The organism is Kribbella sp. NPDC050241, assembly GCF_044459685.1.
Taxonomy (GTDB): Bacteria; Actinomycetota; Actinomycetes; order Propionibacteriales; family Kribbellaceae; genus Kribbella.
Genome location: NZ_JBITJE010000003.1, coordinates 992039 through 1017503, shown reverse-complemented (window position 1 = coordinate 1017503; position 25465 = coordinate 992039). Strand labels below are relative to the sequence as shown.

Sequence of the window (25465 nt, the reverse complement as noted above, 5' to 3'; positions counted from 1 at the left end):
AGCAGGCTCAGCCGAAGACGTCCGGATCGCCGCCGGTGCGTACGCCGGTCTCGAGGTCGGCGATCGCGGCCATGTCGTCGTTGTCCAGCTGGAAGTCGAAGACCTGGAAGTTCTCCTGGATCCGGCTCGGCGTCTTCGACTTCGGGATCACCACGTTGCCGAGCTGCAGGTGCCAGCGGATGACCACCTGCGCGGGCGTCTTGCCGTGCTTGTCCGCCAGCGTCCGCAGAGCCGGCTGCGAGAGCAGTTCGCCCTGCGCCAGCGGACTCCACGCCTGGGTGACGATGTCGTTCTCCGCGTTGAACGCGCGCAGTTCGTCCTGCGGCAGCGCCGGGTGCAGCTCGATCTGGTTGACCGCGGGCCGGATCCTGGTCTCGTCGAACAGCCGCCGCAGTGCCGGCTCGTGGAAGTTCGAGACGCCGATCGCGCGCACCCGCTTGTCGGCGTACAGCTGCTCGAACGCCTTCCAGGTGTCGACGTACTTGTCCCGCTTCAGCGACTGCCAGTGGATCAGGTACAGGTCGACGTACTCGAGGCCGAGCAGGTCGATGCTCTTGTCGAACGCCTTCAGGGTGGTGTCGTAGCCCTGGTCGTTGTTCCACAGCTTGGTGGTGATGAACAGTTCGTCGCGCGGCAGGTCCGACGCGGCGATCGCTCGCCCGACGCCGGCCTCGTTGCCGTAGGCGGCCGCGGTGTCGATGTGCCGGTAGCCGGCTTCGAACGCGGTCGTGACGACGTCGGTGACGATCTCGTCCTCGACCTGCCAGACCCCCAGGCCCAGCTGCGGGATCTCGACGCCGTTGTCCAGAGTGATGGTGGGGACTGTGTTCATTTGTCTATTCCACCGGGTCCACTGGTTCTGGCCCAGTCATCCGACGTGTGACAACAACCTCATTCACCCGCCGTAACCACCTCATACGTCTTCGCCTCCGGCTCGAGGAACCGCAGCAGCGCGGTCCCTTCCCGCTCCAGCTCGGTCAGCGTCTTCTTCAGCGTCCGGCCGAACGGCGTCAGCGTGAGAGTGGCCACACCACGCTTCTTCTCGGCATTCCACAGCCCGGCGACGAGGCCGTCGACCGTGTACGTCGACTTGATCCGCAGGTTCTTGGTGAACACGGCCGGCCGGTGCTCGTCGGCGATGATCCGCTCGCGCTTCGCGTGTGCCAGCAGCAGATTGTCGAACTCCGGCAGGAACCGCACGGGGACCGCGGTGTCCGGGTCCGGTCGCGGCGCATCCGGTACGTCGTACAGCGTCTTGCCGGCCTCGTCGGTGAACGTCTCCAGGTCGAGCGCGTCGAAGAGTGGCTTCGCCTTCTGCAGTCCTGACCAGGTCTGGAAGTCGGCGGGTGTGGCCGGACCGAAGGCTTGCAGGTATCTGGTGACGAGCCCCTGAGCTTCTGCCTTCGCATGGAGCTTCCCGCCGATCCAGTCCTCGGCCGGGGTGAAGCGTGCGTTCGCCGGCCAGCTCCAGCGGGCGTCGGTCGGGTACATCACCAGCGGGACCAGCATCCGGGTGCAGAACCCGAGTGCCCGTTCGTTCACCGCCGGGAACTTCTGCTGCAGTGCGTCCCGCACCTCGGTGAATGTCAGCGGCTCCTTCGCGAGCAGCTTCCGCGCCGTCGCGACCACCTTGTCCGGCTCGAGTCCTTCGCCCCGATCACCGAGCATCCGCAGCCCCGCCTCGAGCACCGGCGCGACGGTGGTCCGGAACCGCAGGTAGTCCGCCGCAGTCACCAGATGCAAGGTCCCGCGGAACATGGTCGCCCGCACCACCTCACGCCCCTGCACCGCCGCGTCGAGCTGCCCCTCCTCGAACCCACCGACCCGCGACCACAACCCGACGTACGGATGCTTCGGCTCCTGCCCCTGCATCCCCGCCAACCGCCCGACCGCGTCCACCACCGACACGTCCGCCCGCTCAACCAGCATCTGCCGAGCCAACGTCGCCCGATTCACAGCCCGCCCACTCATCACCACCATGCCCGCATCCTGCCGGACCCCATCGACAAAGTCAGTCGACCACCGGGCGCGTCAGCCGCGACCGGGCGACTCGACCGCGAGGGAGTTGCGACGACAAGCATCCGCCAGCCGATCGTCGTACGTCACAACGAGATCGACGTCGATCAGCACAGCCGTCGCGAGGTGGATGGCGTCGAGGCTGCGCAGGACGAGCGGCTCGATCCGCCGGGCAACGCTGACAACATCTGACGTCAGCGGACGTTCGTCGACACCGGACATCGCGGCGTCGATCAAGGTGCCGGCGCCGGTCGGCGACTTGACCCGCGCGAGGACCGCACGGGAGACCTCGACCCAGGCGAGCGACGACGACGCCAGCAGGTCGCCCTCCGCATGCCGGGTGTCGAGGAAATCCACCAGATCGCCGGACTCCTCCTCGGCGATCACTCGCTTGATCAGGGCGCTGCTGTCGAGGTAGACGCGCATCAGAAGCGATCGTCCCGATCGAGCAGGTCGAGGCTGGTGGTGCCCTTCGGGAGGCGGAGTCGCGGCATCACCTTGCGATAGGGCACTCGTGCCGGACGTACTGCCTGCGAAGTCCTCGCCTGCTCTCGATCGGTCGTTCCAGTCTCGTCCCCGATCAGGTGCAGATGACGGCCGACGGCTTCCCGGACGATCTCCTGTTGGGATCGGCCGGTGCGCTCAGCCTCCGCCTGGAGCGCTGCCGCTGCTTCCGGGGTCAGCCTCAGGTTCATCGCCATGACTGCATGGTACCGCGAGTGGTATACCCGTGGTACCAGGTCAGCTCTACCTGAGTTGGGTGTCAGGGTTTGCGGGCTACGCCTACCCAGAGGCTGCAGGAGATGTCGGTGAACACGCCCTTGGCGACGAGGGCGTCGGTTTCGTCGTCGGGGTGCCAGCGGAAGGGGGCGGACACGCCGGGCTCGACCACTTCGAGGCCGTCGAAGAAGCGGGAGACCTCCTCCTTGCTGCGGACCTGGGCATCGCCGCCGTCGGCCTTGTAGACCTGGATCGCCTGCTCCCACAGGTCGGGGGCGAAGTCCGGAGTGCAGTGCGAGAAGATCAGGTACGACCCCGACGCCAGCGGCTCGAGCAGCTCCTTGACCAGGTCGTACGGCTTGAGCGCGTCGGGCAGGTAGTGGAAGACGCCGACCAGGCTCAGCGCGACCGGCTTGCTCAGGTCGAGCAGGTCCTTCACCTCGTCCGAACCCATGATCGACTGCGGGTCGATCACGTCGGCGTCGAGGTACGCCGTCCTGCCCTCGGGCCGGCTCGTCATCAGGGCGCGGGAGTGGGACAGCACGATCGGGTCGTTGTCCGCGTAGACGATGTGCGCCGCGGGCACGGTCTCCTGCACGACCTCGTGCAGGTTCGGGCTGGTCGGGATGCCGGTGCCGATGTCGAGGAACTGCGTGACGCCCTGCTCGGCCACGTAGCGAGCCGCGCGGTGCATCCACATCCGGTTCGACATCGCCGCCGTACGGAACCCGGGAAACGCCTCCAGCAGATGCTCCGCGGCCTGCCGGTCGACCGCGAAGTTGTCCTTGCCGCCCAGGAAATAGTCGTAGACGCGGGCCGGGTGCGGCCGGTCCATCCCAAGCCGTTCGGTCAGGGTGGATTCGTCGCTCTCGGCCATCCAAAAACTCCCTACTCCGGTGCTGTCGAGTACGGAGCGATCGTAGCTGATCTGCGACAGTACGTGATTGGCAGCGTGTCAACCTTTTCCTGAATCGAAGGTAGTCCTCAGGCCAGCGCGGCGCGGGCTTCGATGAAGGCGGCGATGGCGCGTTCGACGTCCTCGGTGGAGTGCGCGGCGGACAGCTGGACGCGGATGCGGGCCTTGCCGTGCGGTACGACGGGGTAGGAGAAACCGATCACGTAGATGCCGAGGTCGAGAAGCTTGTCGGCGAGGCGACCGGCCTGAGCGGCGTCGCCGATCATCACCGGCGAGATCGGGTGCTCGCCCGGGAGTACGTCGAAGCCGGCCTCGGTCATCTTGGTGCGGAAGAGCTTGGTGTTGGCGGCCAGTTTGTCGCGCAGCGTGCTCGAGCCGCCGATGAGTTCGAGGGCCTTCAGCGAGGCCGCTGTGACCGACGGTGCGAGGGAGTTGGAGAACAGGTACGGCCGGGACCGCTGCCGGAGCAGTTCGACGATCTCGCGCCGGCCGGACACGTAACCACCGGATGCGCCGCCGAGCGCCTTGCCCAGGGTGCCGGTGACGACGTCGACCCGGTCCTTCACGCCGAACAGGGACGGCGTACCCGCGCCGTCCGATCCGACGAAGCCGACCGCGTGCGAATCGTCGACCATCACCAGGGCGTCGTACCGCTCGGCCAGGTCGCAGATCTCGTCGAGGGGAGCGACGTACCCGTCCATGGAGAACACGCCGTCGGTGGCGATCAGCCGGTAACGGGCGTCGGCGGCGTCCTTGAGCTGCGCCTCCAGGTCGGACATGTCGCGGTTCTTGTACCGGTAGCGCTTGGCCTTGGACAGCCGGATGCCGTCGATGATGCTGGCGTGGTTGAGCTCGTCGGAGATGACCGCGTCCTCGGCGCCGAGCAGGGTCTCGAACAGGCCGCCGTTCGCGTCGAAGCAGGAGCTGTAGAGAATCGTGTCCTCGGTGCCGAGGAAGGTGCTCAGGGCACCTTCCAGGTCCTTGTGGATCTGCTGCGTCCCGCAGATGAACCGGACCGACGCCATCCCGAAGCCCCACTGGTCGAGCGCCGCGCGAGCCGCCGCGATCACCTCGGGGTGGTCGGCCAGGCCGAGGTAGTTGTTCGCGCAGAAGTTGAGCACCTCCTTGCCCGAGGCAACCGAGATCAGGGACTGCTGGGGTGAGGTGATCACCCGCTCGGACTTGTACAGCCCGGCATCCCGGATCTCGCCGATGGCCGCCGTCAGGTCGTCCCGCATCCGCCCGAACATCAGTGCTTCTCCTCCAGGGATTCAGTGGTCCAGTCCATGATCACCTTGCCGCAGTGCCCCTGCCGGGCTACGTCGAAGGCCCGCTCGAAGTCGGCGTACCCGAAGCGGTGAGTGATCACCGGAGTCAGGTCCAGGCCGCGTTCCAGCATCACCGACATCGAATACCAGGTCTCGAACATCTCCCGGCCGTAGATGCCCTTGATCGTCAGCATGTTGAGCACCACCGTGCTCCAGTCGATCGCGATCTCGTCCGCCGGCAGCCCGAGCATCGCGATCCGGCCGCCGTGCGTCATGTTCGCCAGCATGTCCCGCAGCGCGGCCGGCTTCCCGGACATCTCCATGCCGACGTCGAAACCCTCGCGCATGCCCAGGCTCCGCTGCGCGTCGGCGATGGTCTCCGAGCCCACGTTCACCGCCCGGGTGACGCCGATCTTGCGGGCCAGATCCAGCCGGTACTCCGACAGGTCGGTGATCACCACGTTGCGCGCACCGGCGTGCAGCGCGACTGCCGCGGCCATCACTCCGATTGGTCCGGCCCCGGTGATCAGGACGTCCTCGCCGACCAGTGGGAAGGACAGAGCCGTGTGTACGGCGTTCCCGAACGGGTCGAAGATCGCCGCGACGTCCAGGTCGACCGGGTCCTTGTGGACCCACGCGTTGCTCGCGGGCAGGGCGACGTACTCGGCGAACGCACCCGGCACGTGGACGCCGAGGCCGCGGGTCTTGATGCACAGGTGCCGGCGGCCGGCGCGGCAGTTGCGGCAGCGGCCGCAGACCAGGTGGCCCTCGCCGCTGACCAGGTCACCGACCGCGACGTCGCGGACACCGACGCCGATCTCGACCACCTCGCCGCAGAACTCGTGCCCGGTCACCATCGGCACCGGCACGTTCTTCTGTGCCCAGGGGTCCCAGCTCTGGATGTGCAGATCGGTGCCGCACAGACCGGTGCGGAGCACCTTGATCAGTACTTCGTCGGCCTCGATCTTCGGCTCCGGGACGTCCTGCAACCACAGACCGGGCCGGGCCTCAGCCTTCACCAGCGCCTTCACGCGCACCTCCACTGACGACGATCGTCCACATCGTCGTCCCGGGCAACCACCGGCGTCCATCGACACGTCGTACACAGCCTGTGCAGTTCAACTGCATACTGTTCCGCCTGAAGGCCAGCGAGAAATCGTGAACTGCCGCGTCATCTAAGCTCGACGCCTATGAGCTACGACCGGGACGGGCTGCTGGAACAGGTGAAGTCGAAGGCCATCGTGCACGGCCGGGTGACGCTGGCGTCGGGGAAGGAAGCCGACTACTACGTCGACCTGCGCCGGATCACGCTGGACGCGGCCGCCGCGCCGCTGATCGGCCCGGCGATGCTCGAGCTGACCAAGGACCTGGAGTACGACGCCGTCGGCGGACTGACCCTCGGCGCCGACCCGGTCGCGATGTCGATGCTGCACGCGGCTGCGCAGCAGGGCCGGACGCTGGACGCCTTCGTCGTACGGAAGGCGGAGAAGACGCACGGCCTGCAGCGCCGGATCGAAGGGCCGGAGGTGAAGGGCCGCCGGGTGCTCGCGGTCGAGGACACGTCCACCACCGGCGGTTCGGTGCTCACCGCGGTCGAGGCGCTGCGCGAGGCCGGGGCCGAGGTGGTCGCGGTCGCGGTGATCGTCGACCGCTCGACCGGCGCCAAGGAGAAGGTCGAGTCGGAGGGGCTGCCGTACCGGGCGGTGTTCGGGCTCGAGGACCTGGGCCTCGGCTGATGAACATCAGCCCGGTCCTGATCGTCCTGGTCGCGCTGGTCGTCGCCGGCGGCATCTTCTACTTCAACTACCTGGCCGCGAAGAAGCGGCGCGAACTGTTCGCCGGGTTCGCCTCGCAGCAGGGCTGGTCCTACCTGCCCGACAACAACGCGCTGGCCGGGCAGTGGTCGGGTACGCCGTTCCAGACCGGTGACAACTGGCGGGTCAAGAACGTGCTGTCCGGTGCGTACAACGGCCATCAGATGGTTGCCTTCGACTACAGCTACCAGACGCACTCCACCGACTCGAAGGGCCGTCGTACGACGACCACCCACAAGTTCGGCGTGGTCGTGGTGCAGCTGCCGGGCGCGCTGCCGCACCTGGAGGTCACCCACGAGGGGATCTTCGGCGGCGTGGTGGCGAACGCACTCGGGTTCCGTGACATCCAGTTCGAGAGCGAGCAGTTCAACCGCGCGTTCCGGGTGAAGGCGGACGACGAGCGGTACGGGCACGCGGTGGTGACGCCGCGGATGATGGAGCTCCTGCTGGCCCGCGGCGAGATCGGCTGGCGGATCGAGGGCAACTCGCTGCTCGGCTGGGACAAGGGCGATCACAACCCGACTGAGGTGATGAACCGCCTCACCCTGCTGCAACAGGTGCTCGAGCAGGTCCCGCCGTACGTCTGGCGCGACTATGCCGGCGTCGACCCTCGCGTACAGCCACCACAAGGCTACTGACAGTACGGCGGACCCGAGGACCCGTAGAGTCGCACGCAGCATCACCGACACTCGGGAGCAGGGCATGACCTTCGTCATCATCGCGGTCGTCGCGATCATCGTGATTCTGGGAATCGCGCTGATGGTCTCGTACAACCGCTTCGTCAAGCAGCGGAACCTGATCCAGGAGTCGTGGCGGCAGATCGACGTCGAGCTGCACCGCCGGTACGACCTGATCCCGAACCTGGTCGAGACCGTCCGGGCGTACGCCGCGCACGAGCGGCACGTGTTCGAGGAGGTCGCCCGGCTGCGGACCCAGGCGGTGAACGTGCAGGGCGCGCCGCCGGAGCAGCGGGCCGCCGCGGAGGGCGAGCTGTCCGGTGCGCTGCGTCAGATGATGATCTCGGTCGAGGCGTACCCGCAGCTGCAGTCGAACCAGAACTTCCTGAACCTGCAGCGCGAGCTGACCGACACCGAGGACCGGATCGCGGCCGGCCGGCGGTTCTTCAACGCGAACGTCGGCGACTACAACACCCGGGTCGAGGCGTTCCCGTCGAACCTGATCGCGAACGGCTTCAAGTTCGAGAAGGCCGGGTACTTCGAGGTCCGCGACGAGCAGGTGCGGTCGGTGCCGCAGGTGTCGTTCGGGACCATCGGCTCGGTCGCCGGTGAGCAGGCGCCGCCGCAGATGCAGGCCGGGCCGCAGTCGTCGGGCCAGATCCAGCCGGAGATTCCAGGTGAGCAGGGCAACTATCAGGGCCAGCCGCAGCCACCGGTGGGCGGCCCGCCTGCGGGTTCCCCCAGCCCGCAGGACGGACAGCCGCCGTTCACCGGTGGCCACTAGGCACCGGTTCCCCGTAGTCCAGGACCCCCGAACCAGGACTCCCTACCAGTGCCAGGCTCGGGTGCGACGGCGGTCAAGTCGCCACTCCCGAGCCCTGCCTCCCCCCGGTACCTGAGTCAACTGTGACCGACTGAGATACATCCGGCGTACATCGGCCTTCACGCCGGGCACAGGGGATGACACCATAGGTCGGTTCATCACGGAGAGGGCACAGCAGTGGACAGTCTGAGGTACGCAATCCTCGGACCCCTGCGCCTTGTTCACGTCCAGGGCCAGCCGCTGCGCGCCGCCAAGCCGCGGCAGTTGCTGGCAACGTTGCTCCTGCACCCCAATCGGTTCGTCTCGACCGATCTGATCGCCGACGCGCTCTGGGAGAACAGCCCGCCGCGGTCGGCCGTGGCGAACATCCGGACGTACGTCCGGGCGCTGCGCGGCGTCCTGCAGGAGGCCGGGCTGCCGGCGCCGATCGACACCTCGGCCGCCGGGTACAGCATCGAGGTCGGCGTCGACGAGCTCGATGCCAGCCTGTTCGAGACGCTGCTGGCCGAAGGCGGCCACCTCCGCGACGCCGGCGACAGCCGCCATGCCATGCAGGTCCTGTCCCGCGCCTACTCGCTCTGGCGCGGACGACCACTCGAGGGCCTGCCGATTCCCGCCGCCTGGGAGGGCTCGATCGCCCGCCTGGAAGCACAGCATCGCGGCCTGGTGGACACCCTGCTGGACCTGCGCCTGGAGCACGGCGACGCGAGTGGTGCGGCCGTCCTGCTCAGCGCGCGACTTACCGAGGACCCGTACGACGAGCAGCTGTGGCGTCGGCTCGTCGACGCGCTCCTGGCCGCCGGTCGTGTCGGCGAAGCGCGGGCGGCGTACGGCAAGGCGGTCCAGACCCTCGCCGACGAGCTCGACATCAAGCCGGGCCCTGAGCTCGAAGCCGCCGGCGCCCGCGCCGAGAACGGCCGCTCCGCCAACTGGCCGAACCCGGGCATCCCCTCGGTCCGTACGGCGGAACCCGAGATCGCACAACCGGGTCCGATGGCGGCGCCCGAGCTGACCGATCCGCAGCGGCCGCCGAGTCAGTTGCCGCTCGACCTGGCCGACTTCAGCGGCCGGGAGGAGCACCTGGAGCAGCTGCGCGACCTGGTCTGCGGCCGCGATCCGGTCCGTCCGCCGATCGCCGTCATCTCCGGAGCGCCGGGCACCGGGAAGACATCTCTGGCCGTCCGGCTGGGTCATCTGGTCCGGGATTCGTTCCCGGACGGGCAGATCTATCTGGACATGCATGGCGCGACGCAGCCGCGTGATCCGGCCGGAGCACTCACCGATGTACTGCTCAGCCTCAACCTGCCTGACTTCGCGATCCCGGCCGACCCGGAGCGCCGGTCGGCGATGCTGCGGTCCGAGCTGGCCAGCCGGCGGGTGCTCATCATCCTCGACGACGTCGCGACGGCCGGCCAGGTGACTCCGCTGATGCCGGGTACCGGTGCGTCCGCGGTGGTCGTCACCAGCCGGAACCGGCTGATGGATCTGGCCGGCGCGGACAGTCTGCCGCTCGACACCTTCGACGACGGCGAGGCGGCCGAGCTGCTCGAACTGGTCGCCGGTGCCGGCCGGGTCGACCGTACGTCGACTGCCGCCGAGGAGATTCTGACCGCCTGCGGGAACCTGCCGCTGGCGATCCGGATCGCCGGCAGCCGGCTGGCGCAGCGGCCGGACCTGAGCCTGCGTGAGCTCGCCCGGCGGCTGGGCGACGAGACCTCGCGCCTGGACGAGCTGAGCATCGGCGAGCTCGCCGTCCGCACCAGCGCCGACCTCAGCTACGACGCACTCAGTCCGGAACAGGCCCGGCTGTACCGGCTGATCGGTCACTTCGCCGTCGGCGTCTTCTCTGCTCGCGCGTTGGAGGCGGTGGCCTCGCCGGCCTCGGTCCGCCGCAGCCTGGATCGCCTGATCGAGGTCAACCTGGTCCGGATCAGCTCGGTCGACCACCGCGGTACGGCGCGTTACCGGGTCCACGACCTGCTCCGGCTGCATGCGATCGGTGTCGGCGACGACGAGCAGAAGGCGCGGGCGGTCCGGGATGTCGAGATTGTGCTCGACGCGATCCTGAACAAGATCCGCCGGGCCAACGCCGCCTTGAACTTCGAGTACTTCGGTGTCCTCGAGCACTACGGCCCGTTGGACGCTCCCGATCCCGCGCCGTTCACCGAGACGGACGCGATCGCCTGGTTCGACAGCGAGCGCAGCACGTTCGTGCCGTCGATCCGTGCGGCGGCGCAGAACGGTCTGCATGACTACGCCTGGCGGATCGCTTGCGCGTGGGCGCCGTACCTGGACATGCGGGCCGGGTTCGACGACTGGCATGGGTCGCACCATCAGGGCCTGCTCAGTGCGATCTCCTGTGGGGATCGGCGCGGCGAGGCGATCATGCACCGCAATCTCGGCCAGCTCGCGCTGTATCAGGACGACTGGGACACCGCCTGGCACCATCTCGACGAGGCCGCGCGCGTGTTCGACGAGATCGGGAACCGGCTCGGGACCGGCGTCACCGCGGTGGGGATGGGCACCTGGCTGCGCGAACGCGGCCGGGGCGATGAAGCACTGGTGCAGTACGAGGCCGCGATCGAGGCGTTCCTCGAGGCAGGCAACGCGAACGGCGAGGCACTGGCGCGGACCGCAGCCGCCAACATGTGGCTGCGCCGCGACGACACCGACACCGCCGGCCGTTATCTCGCCCAGGCGTTCCTGCTCGCAGTACGGCGGGTCGACAGCCACCGTGAGGCGAAGGTACGGCGCCGGATCGCGGCGTTGCGGGCGCAACAAGGGCGGTCCGACCAGGCTGTGCGTCAGTTGAGGCGTGCGCTGGAGATCTTCAACGGCATGGGTGACGACCACTGTGCGGCGTACACGCGGGCCGAGCTCGGTAAAGCGCTGGTGGCGCGCGGTGAAGTCGCGGCAGCGCGGAAGATGCTGCTGGATGCGATGGATATCGGACACCGGTTGGGCGACCGCAGCGTCGAGGGTCAGGCCGCGCAGCAACTCGGACAACTCTATGTGTCCACGGGCAATCTCGACTCGGCCCGGCGTACACTCGACCGCGCCGCGCGGGTGTGGCAGCAGGCCGGCAACGACGAGCAGGCAGCCGAGTGCCGCCGCGAACTGGCTGCCTTCGACACCGGAGTAGCCGCCGGCTGAATGTACGGCGGCTGTATCCGGCTTCGGCAGACTCGCTTGCACACGACGGCACAGGCCGGCGGGTTCGGGGGAATCGGGGGATGGAACCTATGGCCTGGGGGGAGGCAGTTGTGGAGCGCCGGATCGTCCCGCGGGTGGCGAACCCGCGGGACACCGAGGCGGCGCTGAACTGGCAGCTGGAACGGGTGGGATCGACGGCGTGGCAGGACTGGACGCTGAAGTTCCAGCGGATGGCCTTCGGTTATGCGCACGACAGTGGCTGGCAGGATTCGGCCGACGCGGTGCGGTGGCTCGACCACCATGCACTTCTGCACGAAGGGACGGCGCCACGGGGGGCGCTGGTCTGGTACCAGGCGGTTGACTGGATCCGGGTCGCCTGCGCGGTCGGCTCCGGTCAGGTGGTCGGTCCGCTGCCCGCCGGGTCGGTGGAGGTCGCTACGCTCAGCGACCTGAGCACCGACTGGGTATGGTCGGACCCGCACTTCCCGTTCGCCCACTGATTCGGCCACCGAGGAGTACTCCGATCAACCAGCCAGTCACCGTCGACGGTGACTGGCGCGTCGTGCGGTGCGGCCGCGGCACGGTGGTGACCAGCCGGTCGATCGACCGCAGCCTGGACAGGCCCGTCGTACTTGCTGAGCAGCCGTACGTCCTGCCGCCAGACCTGGCGGCGATCCAGCCCGAGGTCCTCGCGCTGGATCGGTCAGGTCCGGGTGCGCCGTCGTTCAACGGTCTGAACGCCGGCCTCAGCGAAGACCTTGATCCTGCCGGCGGCGAGATCCGCCTGCAGCCGGTCCGGTACTTCGACACGATGGCGTCCACCTACCTCGCCGGAGAGCAGTGGCGGACCGGCACGCCGGCCGGAGTCAGCGCCGACATCACGCACCACCTCTTCACTGCTGACGGCCGGCTGATCCCACTGAGCAAGAACGACCTCAGCAACCAGATCGGCGTCTCGACAGTCGCCCTCACCTCCGACGGCTGGATGCTCCTGCTCCACCAGGGCATGGGCTCGCGATCTTCACCCGGTCTGGTCGCCCCCAGCGGCTCCGGAAGCCTGGAACCGAAGGACATCATCGGCAAGACCCGCCTGTCCGAGGCAGTCTCCACCGGCATGGAACGCGAACTCCGCGAGGAACTGGGCCTCCTCACACCCGCCATGCGCAAGATTCCCATGGAAACCACCGTCCTCGGCTTCGCCCGCTGGCTCGACAAGGGCGGCAAACCCGAGTTCTACGGCACCACCCGAATCAACGCCGCCATGTCCGACCTCGACCTACGCATCCACGAGTCCGAGCTCGACTACGTCGGCCGGCACGAACCCATCTCACCCGCGGACGTCGCGCGCTTGCTGGCGGGGGAGCGGTTCGGAGCACTCGGCCTCGGAGCGCCATCGGTCCCGCTGGAAATGTGCCTGGGGCTGATCGTCAGTCGTTGATGTGGTTGGTGGTGGCGGCGTGTTTCGGGGGTGCTGGGGTCTCGTCGGCGGGCTGGGCGCGGCGGGTGCGGCGCTTGGCCAGGATGTATTCGACGACCATCGGGATCAGCGAGATCAGGACCAGCAGGATCAGCGCCGACTCGAGGTGGTCGTGGATGAACTTGACCCGGCCGAGCGCGTGGCCGAGCAGGGTGATGCCGGTCGCCCAGAGGACCGCGCCGATGCCGGTCCAGAGGAAGAACTTGCGCGGGTCCATCTTGCCGGCGCCCGCCACGATCGTGATGAAGGTCCGCACGATCGGCACGAAGCGCGCCAGCACCAGCGCGCGCGGCCCGTACCGCGCGAAGAACTCGTGCGTCTGCTCGATGTACTTCGGTTTCAGGAACCGCGCATTCGGGTTCTTGAACAACGTCGTACCGAGGACGCGGCCGATGTAGTAGCCCGACACGTTCCCGGCGAACGCCGCGACGGTCAGGATCACACAGGCCAGCCACAGCGGTACGTCGATCGTGCCGTGCGCGATGAACAGGCCGACGGCGAACAACAGTGAGTCACCGGGCAGGATCGGGAACAGCAATCCGCACTCGATGAACACCACCGCGGCCGTGCCCCAGAGGGCCCAGTCACCCAGCCAGTTCAGCAGGTATTCCGGGTCCATCCAGTTCGGCATCAGCATCGCGACGAGAGAAAGCACGCGGACAGGGTAGCGTCCCCAGCTGTGCGGGAGCTGATTGGCGAGGAGAAGAGAGACCTGATCGGAGCCGACCTGGTCGGGCCGAACGAGGTCGGGGTCGGCCCGTGGCAGGGGGAGTGGCCCGACGATCCGCGGCTGGACCCGGAGCTGCTCGCGTCCGGTGACCGGCGCAATGTGGTCGACAAGTACCGCTATTGGACACTCGACGCGATCGTCGAAGATCTGGACCAGCAGCGGCACCCGTTCCACGTCGCGATCGAGAACTGGCAGCACGACCTGAACATCGGCTCCGTGGTCCGGACGGCGAACGCTTTCCTGGCGGCCGAGGTACACATCGTCGGCAACCGGAAGTGGAACCGCCGTGGCGCGATGGTCACCGACCGCTACCAGCATGTCCGCCACCACCCACGCCTCGAGGACCTGGCGTCGTACGCCGCCGAGCGCGATCTCCCGGTGATCGGGATCGACAACCTGCCCGGCTCGGTCCCGCTGGAGACGTATGACCTGCCCGCCGGATGCGTGCTGCTGTTCGGTCAGGAGGGACCGGGGCTGACCGCCGAAGCGCACGCGATCTGCGCCGACGTGCTGTCGATCGCGCAGTTCGGATCCACCCGGTCGATCAACGCGAGCGCAGCCGCGGCGATCGCCATGCACGCGTGGGTCCGTCGCCACACCTTCGGTCAGGAGACCTGATGTGGGCTGACCACGTGATCTGGTGGCAGGTCTACCCCCTCGGCTTCGCCGGCGCGGAGAAGACCGCGGGTACGTCGGTCGTGCATCGCCTGCCCCAGTTGGAGAACTGGCTCGACTACGCGGTCGAACTTGGTTGCTCAGGGCTCCTACTAGGGCCGGTGTTCGCCGCGGAGACGCACGGCTACGACACCATCGACCACTTCCGGATCGATCCCCGGCTGGGTGACGACGCGGACTTCGACAGCTTGGTCGCGGCCGCGCACGACCGTGGTCTGCGGATCGCGCTGGACGGGGTGTTCAACCACGTCGCGCGGTCTTTCAACGGGCCGGACGAGTGGTTCCGGCGTCGCCCGGACGGATCGTTCGACAGTTTCGAGGGCCACGACCACCTTGTCGCGCTGGATCACAGCCGGCCCGAGGTGGCGCAGTACGTCTCCGAGGTGCTCGGTCACTGGCTCGCGCGAGGTGTCGACGGTTGGCGGCTGGATGCGGCGTACGCCGTACCGCCCGAGTTCTGGCAGGCGGCGCTGCCGCGGGACCGATTCCCGGAGGCGTGGTTCTTCGGTGAGGTGATCCACGGCGACTACGCCGGGTACGTCACGAAGAGCGGGCTCGACTCGGTGACGCAGTACGAACTGTGGAAGGCGATCTGGAGCTCGCTGAACGACGGCAACTTCTTCGAGCTCGCCTACGCCCTCGAGCGGCATGATGCGCTGCTGGACACGTTCGTGCCGCAGACGTTCGTCGGCAATCATGACGTGACGCGGCTCGCGACCCGGCTGGACGACGAGCGGCACCTCGGTCACGCGCTGGCGATCCTGTTCACCGTCGCCGGCGTGCCGAGCGTGTACTACGGCGACGAGCAGGCCTTCCGCGGGCTCAAGGAGGATCGCGAGGGAGGCGACGACGCGATCCGCCCGGAGTTCCCGGCGACGCCCGCAGGGTTGGATCCGTCCGGCTGGCCGACGTACGAGCTGCATCAATGGCTGATCGGCGCACGGCGGCAGCACGCGTGGCTGACGCGGAGCCGAACGAAGGTCGAGCATCTGGCCAACACGGCGATTGCTCTGCGGTCCGGCAGTGGCGACGACTCGGTGCTGCTTCTGCTGAACGCCTCGGACGAGGCCTACGACTTTCCCGTGGAGGCCGGTGATCCGCTGACCGTGGCGGCGCACAGCTGGAGATTGTTGACGGAACGCGTAACCCCCGGCGAGGGTGCCGCGTTGTCCCAGTGACAGAAGTGAGGCTTCTCGACCAAAGTCAGCCCCAACTCGGGCGGGGCGGCACGCATCGTAGGTGTCGTACTGGGTTTGTGACGGGAACAGGGGGTAGTTGATGAGTTCTCTGTGGGACGAACTGATTCATGAGCTCGGGACCGTGCGCGCCCTGAGCGCTGCTGCACTCGAGGCGCGCACGGAAACGTCGCGGGTGGCGCTGATCACCCTCCTCGACGCCGAGGCCGCCGAAATCTCGGCGATTCTCGACCAGATCCTGCGGGAGGCCCAGCCGACCTCAGCGGCCTAGCAACTGCGTGAAGGCTTGCAGGAGGGCGTCGGTGGCGTCGTCGGGAAGCTCGGACGCGCGGAGGGCGATGTGCGCGTCCGGACGGACCAGGAGACAGCCGTGGTCCGGGATCTCCCGCGCCCGCGACCAGTCGCCGTACAGGTCCTCCAGCTCGCGGCCCGGCCCGATCACGTACGGCTCGATCGGTACGCCGAGATGCTCGGACACGGACTGTGCGGCCTTCACCCAGGCCTCGCCACCGATCCCGGTGAGCAGCGTGAACCGGCCCTTGCCGACCACGTCGAGCGTGCTGACGGTCTCCGAGCCGCGGGTCAGCCAGCAGTGCGGGATCCGGGCGCCCGGCCAGGTCGTCGGGTGGTAGTACAGCTCAGCATCCCGCTCGTACGCCGGCTCCGGCGTACCGTCCGGAATCACGGCGGCCGAGTGGTACCGCTGGCCGAGCTCGACGCCGTGCGCGTTGAACTCGTAGTCCTTGAGCTCGATCGCGGTTCGCAGCTCGTCGCGCTGGGCGGCGCCCTCCGGGGTGTCGTCCTTGCGTGACTCGATCGTCCGCCCGGCCGGCGCGTCCGGCGTCATGCCGAGCGCGCGGAAGATCTGGCCGAACTGGGTGCGGCTCTTGTTGGCCCGCTCGACGATCTGCTGCGCGATCGGTGTCCGCTCCGCGTCGTACGTCTCCAGCAGGCTCGGGTCCGCCTGGCCGCGCAGGACCAGCGCCAGCTTCCAGGCCAGGTTGTACGCGTCCTGGATGGACGTGTTCGAGCCGAGCCCGTTGCTCGGCGGGTGCCGGTGGATCGCGTCACCCATGCAGAACACCCGGCCGTTCGAGGCCTTCTCGGCGTACATATGGTTGACGCTCCAGACCGACGTACTTTTCAGCTTCACGTCGATCGTGTCGTCACCCACCAGGTTGTGCACGATCTCGGTCGCCATCGCTTCGTCGACCACCGGCGCGGGCTGGGAGATGTCGTAGCCCCAGACGATCAGCCACTCGTTCCACGGCCGGACCATCCGCACCAGGCCGGCGCCGATGCCGCCGATCTGTGCACCCGGCTGGAGCACCCAGTACAGGACGCTCGGGCGATGGGCGACGTACTTGGACAGGTCGGCCTCGAAGACGATGTTCATCGAACCCTCGATGTCCATCGCGCCCGCCATCGGCAGCCCGATGTCCTGGGCGACCTTGCTGCGCCCGCCGTCCGCGCCGATCAGGTACTTGGCGCGGATCTGGTACGTCTCTCCGCTCAGCCGGTCGCGGACCGTCGCCGTGACTCCGTCATCGTCCTGCTCCAGCGACACGTACTCCGTGTCGAACCGGACTCGCGCACCACGGCCGGCCGCCGTACTCACCAGGATCGGCTCGAACAGCGTCTGCGGCAGGTCGCAGGGGAGGGTCGGGCTCGCCTCGGTGTAGTCGGCCAGCCGGCGCGGGTGCGTGCCCCAGGTGCGGATCCGGCCGATCTCCTCACCGGCCAGGCTGGTGCAGAACGCGGTCTGGCCCATCAGATGGTGCGCAGTGCCCTTGTCGATGATCTGGTCCTCGATGCCCATGTCGCGCATCAACTCGACCGTGCGCTGGTTGGTGATGTGGGCGCGCGGAGTGTTGGCCGTCCAGCCGTAGCGGGTCAGGACGATGTTGTCGATGCCATACGTGGACAGGAACAGCGAGGCGGCGCCACCGGCAGGGCCGGTGCCCACGATGAGAACATCCGTCGTGATCACAGCTCGGCCTCCTCGGTGGTCGCGAGAATCAGGTCGTAGTCGACCGTGTAGAAGGGTTCGTCGAAGGTCCGGCCATCCGGCGCCGTACCGGCCGGATGCTCGACGAAGTCGGCGATCAGCGAGTCCTTGACGCCGAAGACCGCATCCTTCGCGAGGTACTCGTCGCCTCTCGCGAATACGTGGGTGATCAGCCGGGCGTACCCGGGCGCGGTCACCATGAAGTGGACGTGCGCCGGTCGCATCGCGCCGCGGCCGCCTGCCCTCAGCAGCCCGCCGACCGGTCCGTCGTCCGGGATCGGATAGGCAACCGGTCGCACCGCCCAGAACGAATAGTTGCCCTGGGCATCGGTCGTCTGGTGGCCGCGGTTCTGCGGACCGTCGGTGTCCTTCTGAACGTCGTAGAAGCCGTCCTCGTCGGCCTGCCAGGTCTCCACCAGCGCCCCCGCGATCGGCTCGCCCTCGGTGCTCAGGACCCGGCCGCTCACCAGGCACGGGTGTCCGGGAGCGCCGTTCGAGATGTCCCCGCCGAGTTCGACCGCGGGCGAGCCCTCGACGAAGAACGGCCCGAAAACAGTGGACTCGGTGGCACCCGTGGACTTCGGATTGCCGAGGCCGACAGTGAGCATCGAGAGCCCGAGTACGTCGGCCAGCAGGACGAACTCCTGTCTGGTGCCCGTCGAGATCTGCCCGGTCCGGGTCAGGAAGTCGATCGCGCTGAAGTACTCCGCCTCGGTCAGCTTCACCTCCCGTGCGAACTCGTGCAGGTGCCGCACCAGCGCGCTCATCACTTGCTTCGTTCGCGGGTCCGGGCTGCCGTCGAAGCTGGCCACCACCGCATCGGTCAGGTCGTCGCCTTGCAGATCCATCCGGTTGCTCCTCATGCCTCGATCACCATCGCGAGCCCTTGGCCGACGCCGATGCACAACGTCGCCAGGCCGAAGCCACCGCCGCGCCGCTTCAGTTCGTGCGCGAGAGTGGTCAGAATGCGGGTTCCCGAACTGCCCAGGGGATGCCCGAGCGCGATCGCTCCGCCGTTCACATTCACCTTGTTCCGGTCCAGGCCGGGCCATTGCTGCAGGCAAGCAAGACTCTGGGCCGCGTACGCCTCGTTGAGCTCGACCAGGGTGAGATCATCCCAGCCGATGCCCGCCTTCTTCAGTGCCTTGTTGGATGCCTCGACCGGTCCGATTCCGAAGTACTGCGGATCCACCGCGTGCACTGCCCTGCTGACGATCCGCGCCATCGGGGCCAGGCCCAGCCGGCCGGCGGTTTCCTCGTCGGCGATCAGTACGGCGGATGCGCCGTCGTTCAACGTGGATGCGTTGCCGGCGGTCACCGTCCCCGTGCCGTCGGTGCGGAAGGCCGGCTTGAGTTTGGCCATCACCTCGGGGGTGCCGCCGTCGCGGATCGACTCGTCGCGGGTGAGCGGCTGCCCCTTGATGGCGAGGTGCTCCCACGGCACGATCTCCGCGTCGAAGGCGCCGGCGCCCCACGCCTTGGCGGCCTTCTCGTGGCTCTCCAGCGCGAACAGGTCCTGCGCTTCGCGGGTGACGCCGTACTTCTCGGCCAGTCGCTCCGTCGCTTCGCCGAGCGAGATCGTCCAGTCCTTCGGCATCTTCGGGTTGACCAGCCGCCAGCCGAGGGAGGTCGACTCGGCGGTCATGCTGCCGTGCGGGTAGGCGCGTTCGGGCTTCGGGAGTACCCAGGGCGCGCGGCTCATCGACTCCACGCCACCGGCGATGACCAGGCTGGCGTCGTTCGTCTCGACCGCTCGGGCTGCCTGGATCGCGGCTTCGAGTCCGGATCCGCAGAGGCGGTTGACCGTCGTACCGGGGACGCTGGTAGGGAAGCCGGCCAGGAGTGCGGCCATTCGGGCGACGTCGCGGTTCTCCTCACCGGCGCCGTTGGCGTTGCCGAGGAAGACGTCGTCCAGCTCGGCCGGGTCGATGCCGGTGCGGCCGGCGAGTTCTTGGAGGGTCGCCGCGGCGAGGTCGTCGGGACGGGCTGCCGCGAGCGCGCCACCGAGTTTGCCGACGGGGGTGCGGACCGCGTCCAGCAGGAAGGCGGATCTCATCGGGTCGCTCCTTCGGGCCGGGTACCGGCCCATGCGCGGGTGAGGATGTCGTGCAGGAGCTCGGGCGGAGCTCCCTGGAACGTGCGCGCGGCTTCCTCCGCCTGGTCCTCGGTCAGGCCGAGGTCCTTCAGGTTGGTGGAGATGCCGGCGTCGGTGAACAGGTCGTACAGCCCGGTCGCCAGGTCGTCGGTCCCGAGCGCCGCCTCGAGCCGTGCCTTGGCCTGCGGTACTTCTGTCGCCTTGACGCGGGTCACCTGCGGCAGAACCGCGGCATGGGTCTCGGCGTGCGGGAGGTTGTAGGTGCCGCCGAGGAGATGGCAGAGCTTGTGGTGCAGCCCGGTGCCGGCTGTCGCCAGTGCGGAGCCTCCGAGGCAGGCGCCGTACAGAAGGTTGCTCCGGGCATCGATGTCGGTGGGATCCTGGCCGATCGCTCTGAGTCCTGCTGCGAGGGCTCGTGCTCCTTCGACGGCTGTTGTCTCGGTGATCGGGTCGGCCTTGGGTGTCCACACCGCCTCGACGCAATGTGCGATGGCGTTGGCCACGCTGGCAGCCGTCACCTTCAACGGCAGATGCTGACTGAGCACCGCGTCGTAAACCACAACCTTCGGCAACACCTTCAGGTCGGTGCCGGTGGTCTTGCTGCCGCCGGATGTCTCGCCCCAGACCGGGGTCATCTCGGATCCGGCGTACGTCGTAGGAACGGCCACGATGGGGAGCTCTCCGGTCAGCGCAACCGCCTTCGCCAGGCCGATCGCCGAGCCACCGCCGATCGCGACCAGCCCGTCGGCGTCGATCTCCCGCGCCTTCGCTCGCGCGTTCTCCGCAACCTCGGTCGGCACGTGCTGCGTCACCCCGTCGATCCGGCCCGCGAACCGATCCTTCAGGTCGACCTCGACCACGTCAGCCGCGTCCCGCGCCGAATTCGTCGCCACCACCAGTGCTCGTCGTACCCCGAGCAACCCGACCTCGGCCGCCACCTGATCGAGCGATCCCGCCCCGAACACCACCCGCCCGGGAAAGAACGTGTGCACGAAGTCGCTCGTCATCCACGACCACCTCGTCCGCCACAGTCACCGTTCGGCCTTGCGACATACACCGCCTCAGGCATCGGCGGCCTCCCGATCGCGGAGACGGCGCAGTGCTGTCAGCTCCACCTCGGACGGCGGCTCGACAGACTTGATGCTGTCGGCAACCTTCAGCGGCCAGCCGGTTGCTTCACGCGCCTGCTCGACGGTCACCCCTGGGTGCAGACGGGTCAGCGTCAGCTCGTTGGTGTCCGGGTCTGGCTCGAGTACGCCGTGGTCGGTGATGACCAGGGTCGGACCGGCGCCGGGAGCCTGGCGTTCGCGGCCGGTCGGGCCGTACCCGACCGAGGTCACGAAGTCGACCTGCTCGACGAACGTCCGCGGCGACTGCCTGACGATCACGATCACCCGCCCGGCCGCCGCCGCGATCTCCGGCGCACCGCCCGCACCCGGCAGCCGGGTCCTGGGGTCGCTGTGCTCGCCGATGACGGTCGTGTTGATGTTCCCGAACCGGTCGATCTGCGCCGCGCCGAGGAACCCGACGTCGATCCGTCCGGCCCCGACCCAGTAGTTGAATATCTCCGGCACCGACACCACTGCCGTCGCCGTCGCGGCCAGATCGTCGTCCCCGATCGACAACGGCAGCCGGCGCGGTTTCGCGTCGATCGCCCCGGATTCGTAGACGAGCCGGCAGTTCGGCGCATGCGTCCGCCGCGCCAGGTTCGCGGCCAGATTCGGCGGCCCGACGCCGACCAGGCACACATCCCCGTCCCGCAGTTCCCGGGCCGCCGCCACATTCATCATGTCCGCGGAGTTCCACTCAGCCGTCTGCGCCACGGCGTCCTGCTCACGCATGCGCGGTCACCTCTTCCTGGGCCGCCGGCAAGCCGTTCTCCGCAGCCCACTGCAGGAAGGCTGCACGATCCCGCGACACCGCATCCCACCGCTGGTAAAAGTCGTTGTCGCGCCCGGAGTACCCGGCGGCGTACGACGGCCAGGCCCCACCCGGTACGACGCTCACCGCGGACAGCACCCAGTTCGGCAGGATCACCGCGCCGGTGTGCTCGGGGAACTCGTCGACAACTTCTTCGACCGTCACGATCGCCCGCTTCGCCGCGAGCACCGCCTCGCGCTGCACCCCGGTGATGCCCCAGAGCATGACGTTCCCGTCCCGGTCCGCCAGTTGCGCGTGGATCACCGTGACATCGGGGTTGACCGCCTTCACCGCGGCGAGTTCCTCCCCGGTGAACGGACAGGTGACCCGGCTGATGATGTCCCGCTGCTCCTCGAGATCCGTGCCGCGGTATCCCCGCAGTACGGCGAACGGCAGCCTCGTGGCACCGGCGACGTACGCATTGGCCAGGCCGGCGTGGCTGTGTTCGTGGACGACGAGCCGGTGCGGCCAGTGCTTCTCGACCGCGTCGCGGAGCCGGTGCAGTGAACCGACACCCGGGTTTCCGCCGTACGAGAAGACGAGCTCGTCCGCGACGCCCAGCCCGATCAGCTGGTCGTACACGAGGTCGGGCGTCATCCGGACCAGGGTCAGGTGGCGCCGGCCCTGCCGGGCGATCTCGTGCGCGGCCGCGAAAGGGATGAGGTGGGTGAAGCCTTCGAGCGCCACGGTGTCGCCGTCGTGGACGTGCGCCGCGATCGCTTCGCTGAGAGGAACTGGACTTGGCATGCGGGCTCCGCTACGATTTCGCTGAGCGAAAAGTTCTTCTTTCAACGAAAAGTAGGCTAGCCGATGGCTGCTGAGACGTCTACCGGGACCTTCCTGCAGGGGCTCGAGCGTGGGCTTGCGGTGATCCGTGCGTTCTCGGCGGACGCGCCGTCGCTGACGCTCAGCGAGGTGGCGCGCGACGTCGGCATTACGCCGGCGACGGCGCGGCGGATCCTGCTCACGCTCGGCGAACTCGGGTACGTCCGCAGCGACGGCCGGCGCTTCTCGCTCACCCCGCGGGTGCTCGCACTTGGTTGGGCGTACTTGTCGTCGCTCGATCTCGGCGAGCTTGCGGGACCGTTCATGGAGGAGCTCAGCGCGAAGACCCGCGAGTCCTGCTCGATCGCGACGCTCGACCTGCCGGACATCGTGTACGTCGCCCGCGTCCCGACCAGCCGGATCATGACCGTCGCACTCGGAGTCGGCGCGCGGCTACCGGCGTACCCGACCTCGATGGGTCGTGTCCTGCTGGCCGGCCTGCCGGAGGAGGAGCTGACGACCTACCTGTCGACGCTGGACGCCGAGTCGCTCACCCCCCGGACGGTGACGTCGGCGGACAAGCTCCGCGACAGCATCAACCGCGCCCGCCTCGACGAGTACGCCCTCGTCGATCAGGAGCTCGAGCTCGGCCTGCGCTCGATCGCCGCCCCCATCCGCAACGCCCGCGGCCGAACCATCGCCGCCCTCAACGTCTCTGCCCACGCCTCCCGCTCCACCCCAGCCACCCTCCGCACCGACGTCCTTCCCCACCTCCAGGCAGCCGCCGCCCAAATCACCACAGCCCTAACCCACCGCGGCCACCTCTAACCCACCCCACCGCCCCGCCGCTCCGCCCCGCAGCCGCCGCTCCGCCCCGCCGCCCTGCCCCGCCCCGCGTCGCCCCGCCCCGCGTCGCCCCGCCCCGCGTCGCGTCGCCCCGCCCCGCCCCGCCCCGCGTCGCGCCGCCCCGCCCCGCCCCGCCGCGCCTCGCCGACCCGGCGCCGTGGTCGCCCGCCGCAACCCGCCCGCCCCGAGCCCCGTCCGCCCCGAGCCCGCCGCGCCCGGGCGCCGGCGGAATCCTCGACTTTGTGCGCCGTGTGCGTACCGGATGGCCGCTCAGATGGGGATCTGGTGCACAAGGTCGACACGAACGCGGTCCCGGCCCGGCCCGGCCCGCCAGCGAACGGGGGCTGGGAAGCGCGGGGGAAGTGGGTCGACACGAACGCGGTTCCGACCCGGCCCCGAGCGAACGGGGGGCTGGGAAGCGCGGGGAAGTGGGTCGACACGAACGCGGTCCTGGCCTGGCCCGCCGGCGAACGGGGGCTGGGAAGCGCGGGGGGAAGTGGGTCGGGAGGGGGTCCCAGAGCACAACCACCCGGCGGGACGACCAGGGGGCTCGGACAGGAAGTGGGGGCCTCGGACAAGTCACGACATGTCCGCGGTCGCCGGTTCCTGTTCGCGGCCACCGCCCCCGGGTCTGCGGCCACCGCCCCGGCCCGCGGCCACGCCCCCGGTCCGCGGCCACCGCCCCTGTTCGCGGCCACGCCCGCGGTCCGCGGCCACCGCCCCTGTTCGCGGCCACCGCCCCCGGTCCGCGGCCACGCCCCCGGTCCGCGGCCACGCCCCCGGTCCGCGGCGGGTGCTCAGCCCTTGAGGTCGGCGAGGATCTGGAGGTAGTGCGGGTTGTTCATGATGCCGATGATGTTGCCGAACGGGTCGACCACGGACGCCGTACGGAAGCCGGTGTTGTTGCCTCGCTCAACGATTCCTTCGAGCAGCGTCGCCCCGTGCGCCAGCAGGTGTTCGAGCTCGCCCTCGAGGTCGTCGACGTGCCAGTGGACGATCGCACCGGCGGGGCCGTGGCTGACGTCATGCCGTGCGTACTTCGCGTCGATGATCCCCAGCTCGCACTGGAAGTCCCCGAACCGGAACTCGACGTAGGCCGGCTCCTCCGCCGACGGCACCGCGTAGTACGCCTCGATCCCGAGCAGCTTCGAGTACCACTCCCGCGCCGCCTTCACGTCGTCGGCGTAGAAACTCACGGTCGCAAACCCTCGCATCATCGTCCTGCCCCTTCCTCGGTTGCTTGACCACAACCCTCCCAGCCAAACTGCTCACCAAATGAGCACTTTCCCAGGAGATCTTCGAAGGAGGTTGCCGAGGAGCTGCGGGCCGACGTGGCTCAGTCGGTTTGGGTGACTTTGCGGAGGCCTCGCGGGGCGTCGGGGTTCAGGCCCAGCTTGCGGGCCAGGGACTCGATGGCTCGCTGGGCTGGGATGACCAGGGCAAGAGGAGTCAGGGTTTCGGGGAGGTCGGGGCCTGGCAGGTTGACGTCGCAGCGGGCGGCGAAGGTGGGATCGCCGCCGATGCCGAGGATCTTGCTGCCCTTCTCGCGAACGATGCCGGCCAGCTCGATCATGCCCGGAAGCGCGGGGCCCTCGGCGGCCGCGACCAGGATGGTGACCAGGTCGGCGTCGACGACCGCGATCGGGCCGTGTTTCAGGTCGGCGTACGAGAGACCGCGGACCGGCTGGAGGCAAGTCTCCTCCAGCTTGAGGGCGACCTCGAGCGTCGTGCCGAACGTGAGCCCACGCCCGCTGGCAAGTACGTCGTGCGCGCCGGCGAGCAGATCCGCTGCGGCCTCGACAGAGTTCTCCAGCATCTTCGTCGCGGCGTCCGGGACCCGGGCGATATCCGCGTCCAGCGTCCCCGGCCTCTGAGCGAGCGCATCGACGGCGACCGTGATCGCCGCGAGTTGCGTGGTGTAGGTCTTCGTGGCCGGCACCGCGAGCTCTTTGCCGGCCTGGGTGATCAGGGCGACGTCGGCGGTCGAGGCCAGCGGGCTGTCGCCGTCGTTCGTGATGCCGACGATCGCCGCGCCGTTTCGCTTGGCCCACTCGGCTGTGTCGACGATCTCCTGGGTCGCACCGGACTGGCTCACCGCGACCACCAGCGAGTTCGACAGGTCGAGGTTGGCGCCGTACAGCGTCGCCACCGACGGGGCGGCGAGTGATGCCTGCCGGCCGGCGTGGATCTCGGTCAGGTAGCGGCCGTACACGCCCGCGTTGTCCGACGATCCGCGAGCCACGAAGATCACGTGCCGGCGCCCCGCGGCCAGCCGGGTGATGTCGTGCCGCAGCGGCAGCACATGCTCGAACGTCGCGGCCAGGGCGGCCGGCTGCTCGGCGATCTCGCGCGCCATCTGGGTTTCC

Annotated in this window: 26 protein-coding genes; 10 read left to right on the top strand and 16 right to left on the bottom strand. The window is 68.7% G+C overall.

Annotated elements, in window-relative coordinates:
• Positions 1-7: 7 nt before the first annotated feature.
• The 7 genes from ACIBG5_RS19735 to tdh form a co-directional block, all read right to left on the bottom strand.
• On the bottom strand, positions 8-832 hold the full coding sequence (locus ACIBG5_RS19735) for an aldo/keto reductase (protein ID WP_396392912.1): 825 nt from the start codon (positions 830-832) through the stop codon (positions 8-10).
• Positions 833-891: 59 nt separating this feature from the next.
• Complete coding sequence (locus ACIBG5_RS19730) at positions 892-1980, bottom strand: winged helix DNA-binding domain-containing protein (RefSeq protein ID WP_396392911.1); 1089 nt, start codon at positions 1978-1980, stop codon at positions 892-894.
• Positions 1981-2031: 51 nt separating this feature from the next.
• Positions 2032-2442, bottom strand: coding sequence for a type II toxin-antitoxin system VapC family toxin (locus tag ACIBG5_RS19725; RefSeq protein ID WP_396392910.1), 411 nt, complete (start codon positions 2440-2442; stop codon positions 2032-2034).
• Positions 2442-2717: a ribbon-helix-helix protein, CopG family gene (locus ACIBG5_RS19720; RefSeq protein ID WP_396392909.1), complete on the bottom strand. Its 276-nt coding sequence runs from the start codon at positions 2715-2717 to the stop codon at positions 2442-2444. The genes ACIBG5_RS19725 and ACIBG5_RS19720 overlap by 1 nt, the downstream gene beginning before the upstream one ends.
• 62 nt (positions 2718-2779) lie before the next feature.
• Positions 2780-3613, bottom strand: coding sequence for an SAM-dependent methyltransferase (locus ACIBG5_RS19715; protein WP_396392908.1), 834 nt, complete (start codon positions 3611-3613; stop codon positions 2780-2782).
• 107 nt (positions 3614-3720) lie between these two features.
• Positions 3721-4890: a glycine C-acetyltransferase gene (locus tag ACIBG5_RS19710; protein ID WP_360450221.1), complete on the bottom strand. Its 1170-nt coding sequence runs from the start codon at positions 4888-4890 to the stop codon at positions 3721-3723.
• Positions 4891-4901: 11 nt separating this feature from the next.
• Complete coding sequence (gene tdh / locus ACIBG5_RS19705; RefSeq protein WP_396392907.1) at positions 4902-5951, bottom strand: L-threonine 3-dehydrogenase; 1050 nt, start codon at positions 5949-5951, stop codon at positions 4902-4904.
• Positions 5952-6110: 159 nt separating this feature from the next.
• Between tdh and pyrE the strand changes: the two genes are divergently transcribed.
• The 6 genes from pyrE to ACIBG5_RS19675 all read left to right on the top strand — a co-directional run bounded on the left by pyrE (position 6111) and on the right by ACIBG5_RS19675 (position 12825).
• Complete coding sequence (gene pyrE, locus ACIBG5_RS19700; RefSeq protein ID WP_396392906.1) at positions 6111-6656, top strand: orotate phosphoribosyltransferase; 546 nt, start codon at positions 6111-6113, stop codon at positions 6654-6656.
• A complete protein-coding gene (locus tag ACIBG5_RS19695; protein ID WP_396392905.1) occupies positions 6656-7372 on the top strand; it encodes a DUF3137 domain-containing protein in 717 nt (238 codons plus the stop codon). Before pyrE ends, ACIBG5_RS19695 begins: the two co-directional genes overlap by 1 nt.
• A 64-nt stretch (positions 7373-7436) precedes the next feature.
• The gene (locus ACIBG5_RS19690; protein ID WP_396392904.1) at positions 7437-8195 is read left to right on the top strand and encodes a LemA family protein; all 759 of its coding nucleotides are present in this window, start codon (positions 7437-7439) and stop codon (positions 8193-8195) included.
• Positions 8196-8411: 216 nt separating this feature from the next.
• Positions 8412-11387: an AfsR/SARP family transcriptional regulator gene (locus tag ACIBG5_RS19685; protein WP_396392903.1), complete on the top strand. Its 2976-nt coding sequence runs from the start codon at positions 8412-8414 to the stop codon at positions 11385-11387.
• An 89-nt stretch (positions 11388-11476) separates the two neighbouring features.
• Positions 11477-11887 (top strand): hypothetical protein, encoded by a 411-nt coding sequence (locus ACIBG5_RS19680; protein ID WP_396392902.1) that lies wholly within the window; start codon positions 11477-11479, stop codon positions 11885-11887.
• A gap of 86 nt (positions 11888-11973) precedes the next feature.
• Entirely contained in the window at positions 11974-12825 is an 852-nt protein-coding gene (locus ACIBG5_RS19675) for a hypothetical protein (protein ID WP_396392901.1), read from the top strand.
• Here ACIBG5_RS19675 and ACIBG5_RS19670 read toward each other — a convergent pair.
• On the bottom strand, positions 12815-13519 hold the full coding sequence (locus ACIBG5_RS19670) for a DedA family protein (protein ID WP_396392900.1): 705 nt from the start codon (positions 13517-13519) through the stop codon (positions 12815-12817). The genes ACIBG5_RS19675 and ACIBG5_RS19670 overlap by 11 nt on opposite strands.
• A 33-nt stretch (positions 13520-13552) precedes the next feature.
• On the opposite strand from ACIBG5_RS19670, the gene ACIBG5_RS19665 reads away from it, so the two are divergent.
• The 3 genes from ACIBG5_RS19665 to ACIBG5_RS19655 all read left to right on the top strand — a co-directional run bounded on the left by ACIBG5_RS19665 (position 13553) and on the right by ACIBG5_RS19655 (position 15736).
• Positions 13553-14212, top strand: coding sequence for a TrmH family RNA methyltransferase (locus tag ACIBG5_RS19665; protein WP_396393011.1), 660 nt, complete (start codon positions 13553-13555; stop codon positions 14210-14212).
• Positions 14212-15447 carry an alpha-amylase family protein gene (locus ACIBG5_RS19660; RefSeq protein WP_396392899.1) on the top strand — a complete coding sequence of 412 codons (1236 nt, stop codon included), beginning with the start codon at positions 14212-14214 and terminating at the stop codon, positions 15445-15447. The genes ACIBG5_RS19665 and ACIBG5_RS19660 overlap by 1 nt, the downstream gene beginning before the upstream one ends.
• A gap of 100 nt (positions 15448-15547) precedes the next feature.
• Positions 15548-15736 carry a hypothetical protein gene (locus tag ACIBG5_RS19655; protein WP_360450128.1) on the top strand — a complete coding sequence of 63 codons (189 nt, stop codon included), beginning with the start codon at positions 15548-15550 and terminating at the stop codon, positions 15734-15736.
• On the opposite strand, the gene ACIBG5_RS19650 is transcribed toward ACIBG5_RS19655, so the two are convergent.
• The 6 genes from ACIBG5_RS19650 to ACIBG5_RS19625 are packed head-to-tail and all read right to left on the bottom strand — an operon-like array spanning position 15725 to position 22235.
• A complete protein-coding gene (locus tag ACIBG5_RS19650) occupies positions 15725-17455 on the bottom strand; it encodes an FAD-dependent oxidoreductase (RefSeq protein WP_396392898.1) in 1731 nt (576 codons plus the stop codon). The genes ACIBG5_RS19655 and ACIBG5_RS19650 overlap by 12 nt on opposite strands.
• Positions 17452-18321: a dioxygenase gene (locus tag ACIBG5_RS19645; RefSeq protein WP_396392897.1), complete on the bottom strand. Its 870-nt coding sequence runs from the start codon at positions 18319-18321 to the stop codon at positions 17452-17454. Before ACIBG5_RS19645 ends, ACIBG5_RS19650 begins: the two co-directional genes overlap by 4 nt.
• A gap of 11 nt (positions 18322-18332) precedes the next feature.
• Positions 18333-19529: a thiolase family protein gene (locus ACIBG5_RS19640; RefSeq protein WP_396392896.1), complete on the bottom strand. Its 1197-nt coding sequence runs from the start codon at positions 19527-19529 to the stop codon at positions 18333-18335.
• Complete coding sequence (locus ACIBG5_RS19635; protein ID WP_396392895.1) at positions 19526-20575, bottom strand: maleylacetate reductase; 1050 nt, start codon at positions 20573-20575, stop codon at positions 19526-19528. The genes ACIBG5_RS19640 and ACIBG5_RS19635 overlap by 4 nt, the downstream gene beginning before the upstream one ends.
• Positions 20576-20629: 54 nt before the next feature.
• Positions 20630-21409: a CoA-transferase subunit beta gene (locus ACIBG5_RS19630; RefSeq protein ID WP_396392894.1), complete on the bottom strand. Its 780-nt coding sequence runs from the start codon at positions 21407-21409 to the stop codon at positions 20630-20632.
• On the bottom strand, positions 21402-22235 hold the full coding sequence (locus ACIBG5_RS19625; protein ID WP_396392893.1) for a CoA transferase subunit A: 834 nt from the start codon (positions 22233-22235) through the stop codon (positions 21402-21404). Before ACIBG5_RS19625 ends, ACIBG5_RS19630 begins: the two co-directional genes overlap by 8 nt.
• Positions 22236-22298: 63 nt before the next feature.
• Here ACIBG5_RS19625 and ACIBG5_RS19620 point away from each other — a divergent pair, with 63 nt between their 5' ends.
• Complete coding sequence (locus tag ACIBG5_RS19620) at positions 22299-23081, top strand: IclR family transcriptional regulator C-terminal domain-containing protein (RefSeq protein ID WP_396392892.1); 783 nt, start codon at positions 22299-22301, stop codon at positions 23079-23081.
• 815 nt (positions 23082-23896) lie between these two features.
• Here the strand turns inward: ACIBG5_RS19620 and ACIBG5_RS19615 are convergent.
• Both ACIBG5_RS19615 and ACIBG5_RS19610 read right to left on the bottom strand, forming a co-directional pair.
• Positions 23897-24295, bottom strand: a complete 399-nt coding sequence (locus tag ACIBG5_RS19615; RefSeq protein ID WP_396392891.1) for a VOC family protein — start codon at positions 24293-24295, stop codon at positions 23897-23899.
• A 140-nt stretch (positions 24296-24435) separates the two neighbouring features.
• Positions 24436-25455, bottom strand: a complete 1020-nt coding sequence (locus ACIBG5_RS19610; RefSeq protein ID WP_396392890.1) for an SIS domain-containing protein — start codon at positions 25453-25455, stop codon at positions 24436-24438.
• Positions 25456-25465 lie beyond the last annotated feature (10 nt).